The organism is Candidatus Polarisedimenticolaceae bacterium (assembly GCA_036376135.1).
GTDB lineage: Bacteria > Acidobacteriota > Polarisedimenticolia > Polarisedimenticolales > DASRJG01 > DASVAW01.
This window is the reverse complement of record DASVAW010000013.1, coordinates 1-6,579: the sequence shown is the minus strand read 5'-3', so window position 1 is coordinate 6,579 and position 6,579 is coordinate 1. Positions and strand designations below refer to the sequence as shown.

Below are 6,579 nucleotides of genomic sequence, written 5' to 3'. Positions count from 1 at the left end.
GGGAAGTACTGGAGCAGCGCAATCTTGCTTCCCACTCCCATCACGACCGTGTTGGGTGCAGCGACCTTGGTCCTCGAGAGCGCGATGCCCTTCGCGTAGCCCGCGGTCTGCTGGGCGAGCGTCTCGGCCTTGACCTGATCGGGCGTCTTCGGCACCGCGGAACCGGCCGGCTTGACGACGACCGTCGCCTTCATGCCCGGGTGCAGCGTGCAGAAGAGGTGGTACGTCCCGGCCTTCGGGAAGGTGTACGTCGCGGTCGCCGGCGGTGCCTTCGGCCCCTGCGGCCCCATCGCCCCGCTCGAGACAGGCGTCGACCCCGAGATCGTCTTCGGCCCGAACGGCCCGAACGCGGCCGGGTTGTAGATGAACTTCCCGAGGTCGGCGAAGTAGAACGGGTTGCCGGCCGCGTCCGCCAAGCCCGCGTACGTGCCCTTCTTGGGATCCGGCATGAGCAGCGGGATCGGCTTCGGGTTGTAGGTCACGCTGTGGAACGTGCCACTGGAGAACGTGACCTTGTCGCCCGCGGCGATCACGAGCTTCGACGGCATGAACTGGTTCATCCCGCCGAAGAGCTTGAGCTTCGCGATCGCCGGCGGCGGCGGGCCTTGCTCGCCGAGGAAGACGGTGTACGTGCTCGCCGCCGTCCTCGCGTGACCCGCCGAGATGGCGGCGCCCGGGACCGCGAGCGCGGCCACGGCTACGCACGCGATGAGTATTCGTTTCATTCAGTGCCCCCCTTGGGCTCGACGTTTCTGGTCAACGCGTTGCCTGCCGCCGCGCCGGAGGAATATAGACGTCTCGTCGGACGCGTGGAAGACCTCCCGGCGAAAGCCTTGACTTTCACCTCTCGTGCTGCCTCTAATCGCCCATTCGATGAGCAAGCACATCGAACTCGGCCGGCCTCACCCGGAGCGCCTCGCGTGAGCACTGCCGCCGCGGCCGAGTACGCCGCCGACGCGCGCGCCGACCCCATTCTGCGGCTCGAGGGCGTGCGGAAGAGCTTCGGGGACAACCTCGTCCTCGACGGCATCGACCTCGAGGTGCCGACGGGCGAGGTGCTCGTGGTGATCGGCCCGAGCGGCAGCGGCAAGAGCACCCTGCTGCGATGCGTCAACCTCCTGGAGCCGATCCAGGCGGGTCACATCTTCTTCGAGGGCGAGGAGATCACGCGGGGCAGCGTCGACGTCTCCGCGGTCCGGCAGCGGATCGGGATCGTCTTCCAGCAGTTCAACCTCTTCCCGCACCTGACCGTGATCGACAACCTCACGCTCGCGGCGCGGCGAATCCGAAAGCTCCCCCGCGCCGAGGCCGAGCTCCGCGCGCGAGACCTGCTCGACGTCGTCGGGCTTCCGGAGAAGGCCGGCCAGCACCCGCACCAGCTCTCGGGCGGCCAGCAGCAGCGCGTCGCGATCGCGCGGGCGCTGATGATGTCGCCGAAGGTCGTCCTCTTCGACGAGGTCACGTCCGCCCTCGACCCGGAGCTCGTCGGCGAGGTGCTTGTCGTCATGCGCGACCTCGCGCGCGGGCACGGCACGACCATGCTCGTGGTTACGCACGAGATGCATTTCGCGCGCGACGTCGGCGACCGCGTCGTCTTCATGGACGGCGGCAAGATCGTCGAGCAGGGCCGGCCGGCCGACGTGCTCGACAACCCGCGCGAGGAGCGCACGCGGCGCTTTCTCCGCCGTTCGCTCGAGCTCACCGGATCTCTCGACGAATTGACAATCACCGAGGCAGAAGGAGGAGAGGAATGAGAAGGATCGTCCTGGCCACGGCAGGGGTCGCCGTTGTCGCGTTCGTCGCGGCGACGCTCGGATCCGCCCAGACCACCGCCTCGACCGCGCAGGCGCGGCCGGCGGCGAAGGCCCCAGTGCTCCCGAAGCTCCCCGCCGACATCGCGAGCCGCAAGCGGCTGATCGTCGGCGTCAAGTGCGACACGCCGCCGTTCGGATACATCGACGTGCGGGGGAAGAACGCCGGCGTCGACGTGGAGATCGCCAAGCAGTTCGCCCGCTACGCCTTCGGGCGTGCGCAGCGACTGACATTCGTCTGCGCGCCGACGGCGGCGCGTGAACCATTGCTCACCACCGGGCGCGTCGATCTCGTCATCTCGACGTTCACGTACACGGCCGATCGCGACACGCGGATCGATTTCTCCCGCGCGTACTACAACGCCACAGGGAGGCTCCTGGTCAAGAACGACTCGCCGATCAAGAGCCTCGCCGACCTCGGCGGCAAGAAGGTCGCGACGACCAGCGGCTCGATCTACGACCGCTGGATGAAGCGGTGCTTCTCGGGCACCGACCCCGTTGTCGTCGACAGCGTCACGAACGCGGTCCTCGCCTTCAACCAGGGCCGCGCCGACGCCGTGATGTTCGACGACACGTCCCTCGCGCTGATCGCGGCGACGAACCCGGCCGCGAAACTGACCGACGACCTCTTCCTGGAGGCGCCCTACGGGATCGGGATCAAGCAGGGCAACGTCCAGCTCAAGCGCTGGGTCGACGCTCGGCTCAACCTGATGAAGAAGAAGGATCTCTTCGTGCCGATCATCAGGAACAACATCGCGCCGCGGTTCGTGCCGGCGTTCTCGAAGAACATCCTCCGGCCGAACAACGACTTCACCTACCGCGCGGCCGGTCTGCCGAGCGTGGACACGGTGTGCCCGTAGGCTGACGACGCCTCGCAGGGTGGCGGTCGCTTCGGTGCGGCCGCCACCCGCGTCTCCTACCCATGCTTGCCGTCTACGACCTGTGGGCGTTCGTGTCCGAGAACTGGCGCGAGCTGCTCGACGGCCTCGTCAACACGATCAAGGTCTCCCTGGTCGCGATCGCCGGCTCGTTCGTGATCGGGCTCGTCCTCGGCGCCGCACGCGCGCGGCACATCCCGGTCGTCAGCCAGCTCACGGTGGCGTACGTCGAGATCATCCGGAACACCCCGATCCTCGTGCAGATCTTCATGATCTTCTTCGCCCTGCCGCAGGCGGGAATCCGCCTCGACGCATTCACCGTCGCCTGGGTCTCGGTGACGCTCTGGGGCGGCGCGTTCAACAGCGAGAACTTCCGCGCGGGGTTCGAGGCCGTCCCGAAGCGCTACGAGGAGGGCGCGCTCGCGCTCGGCTTCAGCTCGCTCGGGACGTTCCTCAACGTGACGCTGCCGATCGGCGGCCGGATCGCCCTGCCGTCGTCGATCAACACCTACATCTCGGTGGTCAAGAACACGTCGCTCATGTACGTGATCGGCTATCCCGAGCTCACGACGACGGCGATCAACATCGCCAACCTCACGCTCGAGACGCTCGAAGCGCTGACGGTCATCGGGATCGTCTACCTCGCGCTCGTGTGGAGCCTGTCCGCCGCGATCCGCGTCCTCGAAGGGCGGCTCGCGCTCCCGGAGGGCCGCTAGCGATGCCCGACTGGGCCGAGCCGGTCATCCGCTACATCCTCCAGGTCGGGCTCCCGGCGACCCTCCGGGTGTCTGCGATCTCCGTGGTCGGCGCGACCGTGGTCGGGATCGTGCTCGGCACCCTGCTGACCCTCGACGCCGCGGTCGCCCGGATCCTCACCCGCGGGTACGTCGAGATCTTCCGCGGGCTACCGATCCTGGTGACCGTCTTCATGGTCTATTTCGGGCTTCCGGCGATCAACCCGGAGCTCGAGTTCGGCCCGCTCACGGCGACGGCGATCGCGCTGATCCTCTGGGGGAGCGCGCAGGTCGCCGAGGCGACCCGTGGCGCGGTGCAGTCGATCCCGCGGGAGCAGCACGAGGCGGCGGCGGCGCTCGGCTTCGGCTGGGTGGGGCGCCACCGCTCGGTGATTCTTCCGCAGGCGCTCCGGAGGCTGCTCCCGCCGCTCGTCAGCCTGCTCGTCAACATCATCCAGAACTCGACGCTAGCCGCCGTGATCGGCGGGATCGAGCTGCTCCAGGCGGGAAAGGCGCAGACCGAGCGGCTGACGTTCTACCCGCCGGCGGGGATCGGCGAGATCCACGCGTTCGAGATCTTCGCGTTCGTCGCGCTGCTGTTCTTCGTGATCTCGTTCCCGCTCACGCGCCTGGCCGCGTACCTCGAGAAGCGCCTCGTCTGAGCTGGACGCCCGGGGCCGGCGGGGTCAGCGGGAGTCGGCGTCGTGCTGCTCGACGACACGGAGCGAGGCGGGGCTCCCCGACCGGTCGCCCTGCGTGCGGGGCGCCGCGTGCCCGGCAGGCACGCTCGCGAGGTGACGCGCCGGCCGCTTCGCCGCTACGCGAGCGCGGGGCGGCCGACGCGCCACGAGGTTCCAACCGGAGGAAGCACCCATGTGCTCACCGTTCGCGGGGCCGGGGATGTCCGCATCCCTCGGGAGGGGGATCGTGCGATCAGCCGACGATCGGGACGCGCACGGCGTCGGCCGCCGCCTCCGCGACGTACGGGCGGCCGCGCACGAACGCGACCGTCGCGGGCGGATCGTGCTCGACGCACGGCCCTCCCATGGTCAATCTCGCGCACCCGGTCTCCGGGCACACGGAAAGCATGGATCCTTGTGGTCGCATCCAGTCCGGGAGCGACTCGTTCTGCATCGGGGTCTGACGCACGGCGGCTACCTCCCGGGTGGATGATGACAGGTCGGTTACCCGTCTGCGGAGGGGCTCAAACCCCGGACGCGCGTGCGTCAGGCGCTCATCGCGCCGGGCCGGCCGCAGAACCTCTGCCCGTCTTCGGTCAGGCAGACCAGCCCGACCAGGCGTTCCCCGTCGAGCACGACGACGCGCCCGTGCACCTTCTCGTCGAGAAGCGCCAGCGCATCGGTCACCGGTGTGTCCTCGCGGACGACCGCCGCCGCCTCGTCGACGAACTGCAGCGCCGGATCGCCGGGGTCGGCGTCGGCGGGAATCGCCGTCACCGCGCCACGGAACCGCGAGCCCTCCACGAGGAGCACGGCGTACGTGCCCTCGTGCTCGAGCGCGGCGCGCGCCTCGGCCACGGTCACGTCGGACGCAAGCGTCTTCGGGTTTCGGAGCATCACCTCCGAGACGGCGCGCTGTTCCATCGACTCGACCATGACCCGGATGGTACGCGCACGCGGGCGTCACGCCGTCGCCTTGTCTCGCAGGAGAGGCGGTGGGGCGGCGCCGTCGCCGCCACGAACCGGCGGCCGCCCACGTGTCCCGTCTCTACTCGGGAAGATGCGCGGCAGGGGCGAAACTTGCGCGCTCGCGCGCGATTCCCTCGATCGAGGGATAGGTCGCGTCTCGACTTTCGGGCAGGGCTCTGGTGGCGGTGGGGGCAGATACTCGTGGGGCGGCGCGTCTCGGTGGGGAGACGTTGCTGAGGGGGAAAAGCCGAGTGATCCGCGCGCGGCGGCGCGCCTCTCGGCGTGCGAGCGCCTCGACCGCGCCGGGGTCAGTACCAGCGACCGCGCGCGAATCCGCCGAACGCAATGAGACCCACGACGGCGATCAGGATGCCGAGCCACAGGCTCCAGACGATTGCGACGACGATCCCGATGATCACGAGGATTCCGCCGAGGCCGATTCCTGCACTGCCGCCTGCCCTTCCGTCAGCCATTCCGTTCCTCGCTTCTGTCGTCGCCGTAGGACCCGGATGAAGCGTGGGGGCCCTCTGTCTCGTTCATGCTGAATCTTCCCCAGCACGACGCCGCTCAAACCCTGTGGCGCTCCCGTCGTCGGTTTCGCAAGAGCAAGGACCGGCGAGCGGAAGAGCAATGAGCGCCGCACGGTGGACGATCCCGATCGTTGCCATCGTGATCGTGCTCGTCTGGGGGCTTGCCGGCGCGGTCAGGTGTCGCGCCGGTTACGCGATTCGTCGCGGGGGTCGTCGAGCACGTGTGCCGCCTGCAACCTGACGAACCCGCAGTTGCTGCACGTGAGCGGAAACGCCTCGGCACGCCGATCGAGCGTTCCGCTCCCGATCGCGTGGTCGAGTGTGACCCGTTCATCCCACCCATGCCACTCCTCATTGCCGCAGAACGGACAGGACATGCGCGCTCCCCGACTTCGCAAGTAGTCGAAGATGGGCGGCTTCGCCGTCATTCGCCCTGTCACCGTAGCGCATCGCCTTGCGCGGTACGCGACGCGACGTGATACAGGAGATGCGCGGCGAATGACCCTGAGGGAACCCTGGGTGACCGTTTTCGGGATTGGCGATCCTCGTCCGAGCAAACAAAAAGGCCCTGTACCCAGGACCTTTCTGAATGGGCGCTACTGGGCTCGAACCAGTGACCCCCAGCTTGTCGAGCTGGTGCTCTCCCAACTGAGCTAAGCGCCCGGAGTGAGCATCCTAGCGGTATCTCAGGGGTTCGCTTCCGGGCCGGGAGGCCGTGTCGATCGAGGCGGCGCGTGGCGGTGGCCACCCTTCGCCGGCTCACGCACGCGGTTCTTCTTGTTCCGGTTCGTCCTGGCGCGGATCCGCGTCCGGGTCCTCGAGCGGATGCTTGCGCTCGGGCTCGTCTTCCTTTTCCTTCTCCTGCTGCGTTCCGCCGTAGCCGTGCTCGCCCGGATCCTGCTGTCGCTCGGGCGTGCTCGCCATCGGAGTCAGCTCGGGCGGATCAGGGCCGGGATTCGGAGGCGGGACGGGATCAG

Annotated in this window: 9 protein-coding genes and 1 tRNA gene; 4 read left to right on the top strand and 6 right to left on the bottom strand. The window is 68.6% G+C overall.

Annotated elements, in window-relative coordinates; translation table 11 throughout:
• Positions 1 to 725, bottom strand: a 725-nt coding sequence (locus VF139_01345) for a hypothetical protein (protein ID HEX6850020.1), incomplete at its 3' end; no start/stop codon positions are given.
• 195 nt (positions 726 to 920) lie between these two features.
• Here VF139_01345 and VF139_01340 point away from each other — a divergent pair.
• The 4 genes from VF139_01340 to VF139_01325 all read left to right on the top strand — a co-directional run bounded on the left by VF139_01340 (position 921) and on the right by VF139_01325 (position 4,085).
• Complete coding sequence (locus VF139_01340; GenBank protein ID HEX6850019.1) at positions 921 to 1,754, top strand: amino acid ABC transporter ATP-binding protein; 834 nt, start codon at positions 921 to 923, stop codon at positions 1,752 to 1,754.
• Entirely contained in the window at positions 1,751 to 2,671 is a 921-nt protein-coding gene (locus VF139_01335) for a transporter substrate-binding domain-containing protein (GenBank protein HEX6850018.1), read from the top strand. The genes VF139_01340 and VF139_01335 overlap by 4 nt, the downstream gene beginning before the upstream one ends.
• A gap of 62 nt (positions 2,672 to 2,733) precedes the next feature.
• Entirely contained in the window at positions 2,734 to 3,405 is a 672-nt protein-coding gene (locus VF139_01330) for an amino acid ABC transporter permease (protein ID HEX6850017.1), read from the top strand.
• Between the two features lie 2 nt (positions 3,406 to 3,407).
• Positions 3,408 to 4,085: an amino acid ABC transporter permease gene (locus VF139_01325; GenBank protein HEX6850016.1), complete on the top strand. Its 678-nt coding sequence runs from the start codon at positions 3,408 to 3,410 to the stop codon at positions 4,083 to 4,085.
• Positions 4,086 to 4,356: 271 nt separating this feature from the next.
• Here VF139_01325 and VF139_01320 read toward each other — a convergent pair whose 3' ends face one another.
• From VF139_01320 to VF139_01300, 5 genes are all read right to left on the bottom strand, one after another.
• Complete coding sequence (locus tag VF139_01320) at positions 4,357 to 4,572, bottom strand: hypothetical protein (GenBank protein HEX6850015.1); 216 nt, start codon at positions 4,570 to 4,572, stop codon at positions 4,357 to 4,359.
• A gap of 77 nt (positions 4,573 to 4,649) precedes the next feature.
• Complete coding sequence (locus VF139_01315; GenBank protein HEX6850014.1) at positions 4,650 to 5,039, bottom strand: CBS domain-containing protein; 390 nt, start codon at positions 5,037 to 5,039, stop codon at positions 4,650 to 4,652.
• A 341-nt stretch (positions 5,040 to 5,380) separates the two neighbouring features.
• Positions 5,381 to 5,545 carry a hypothetical protein gene (locus tag VF139_01310; GenBank protein HEX6850013.1) on the bottom strand — a complete coding sequence of 55 codons (165 nt, stop codon included), beginning with the start codon at positions 5,543 to 5,545 and terminating at the stop codon, positions 5,381 to 5,383.
• 647 nt (positions 5,546 to 6,192) lie between these two features.
• Positions 6,193 to 6,265, bottom strand: a tRNA-Val gene (locus tag VF139_01305).
• A gap of 96 nt (positions 6,266 to 6,361) precedes the next feature.
• Positions 6,362 to 6,579: hypothetical protein (locus VF139_01300; protein ID HEX6850012.1), on the bottom strand; the 218-nt coding region annotated here is incomplete at its 5' end.

Excerpts from the sequence above, each read along its gene's own strand:
- VF139_01335 (HEX6850018.1), top strand. The coding sequence starts at position 1,751 with ATGAGAAGGATCGTCCTGGCCACGGCAGGGGTCGCCGTTGTCGCGTTC.
- VF139_01315 (HEX6850014.1), bottom strand. The coding sequence starts at position 5,039 with ATGGTCGAGTCGATGGAACAGCGCGCCGTCTCGGAGGTGATGCTCCGA.
- VF139_01325 (HEX6850016.1), top strand. The coding sequence starts at position 3,408 with ATGCCCGACTGGGCCGAGCCGGTCATCCGCTACATCCTCCAGGTCGGG.
- VF139_01330 (HEX6850017.1), top strand. The coding sequence starts at position 2,734 with ATGCTTGCCGTCTACGACCTGTGGGCGTTCGTGTCCGAGAACTGGCGC.
- VF139_01310 (HEX6850013.1), bottom strand. The coding sequence starts at position 5,545 with ATGGCTGACGGAAGGGCAGGCGGCAGTGCAGGAATCGGCCTCGGCGGA.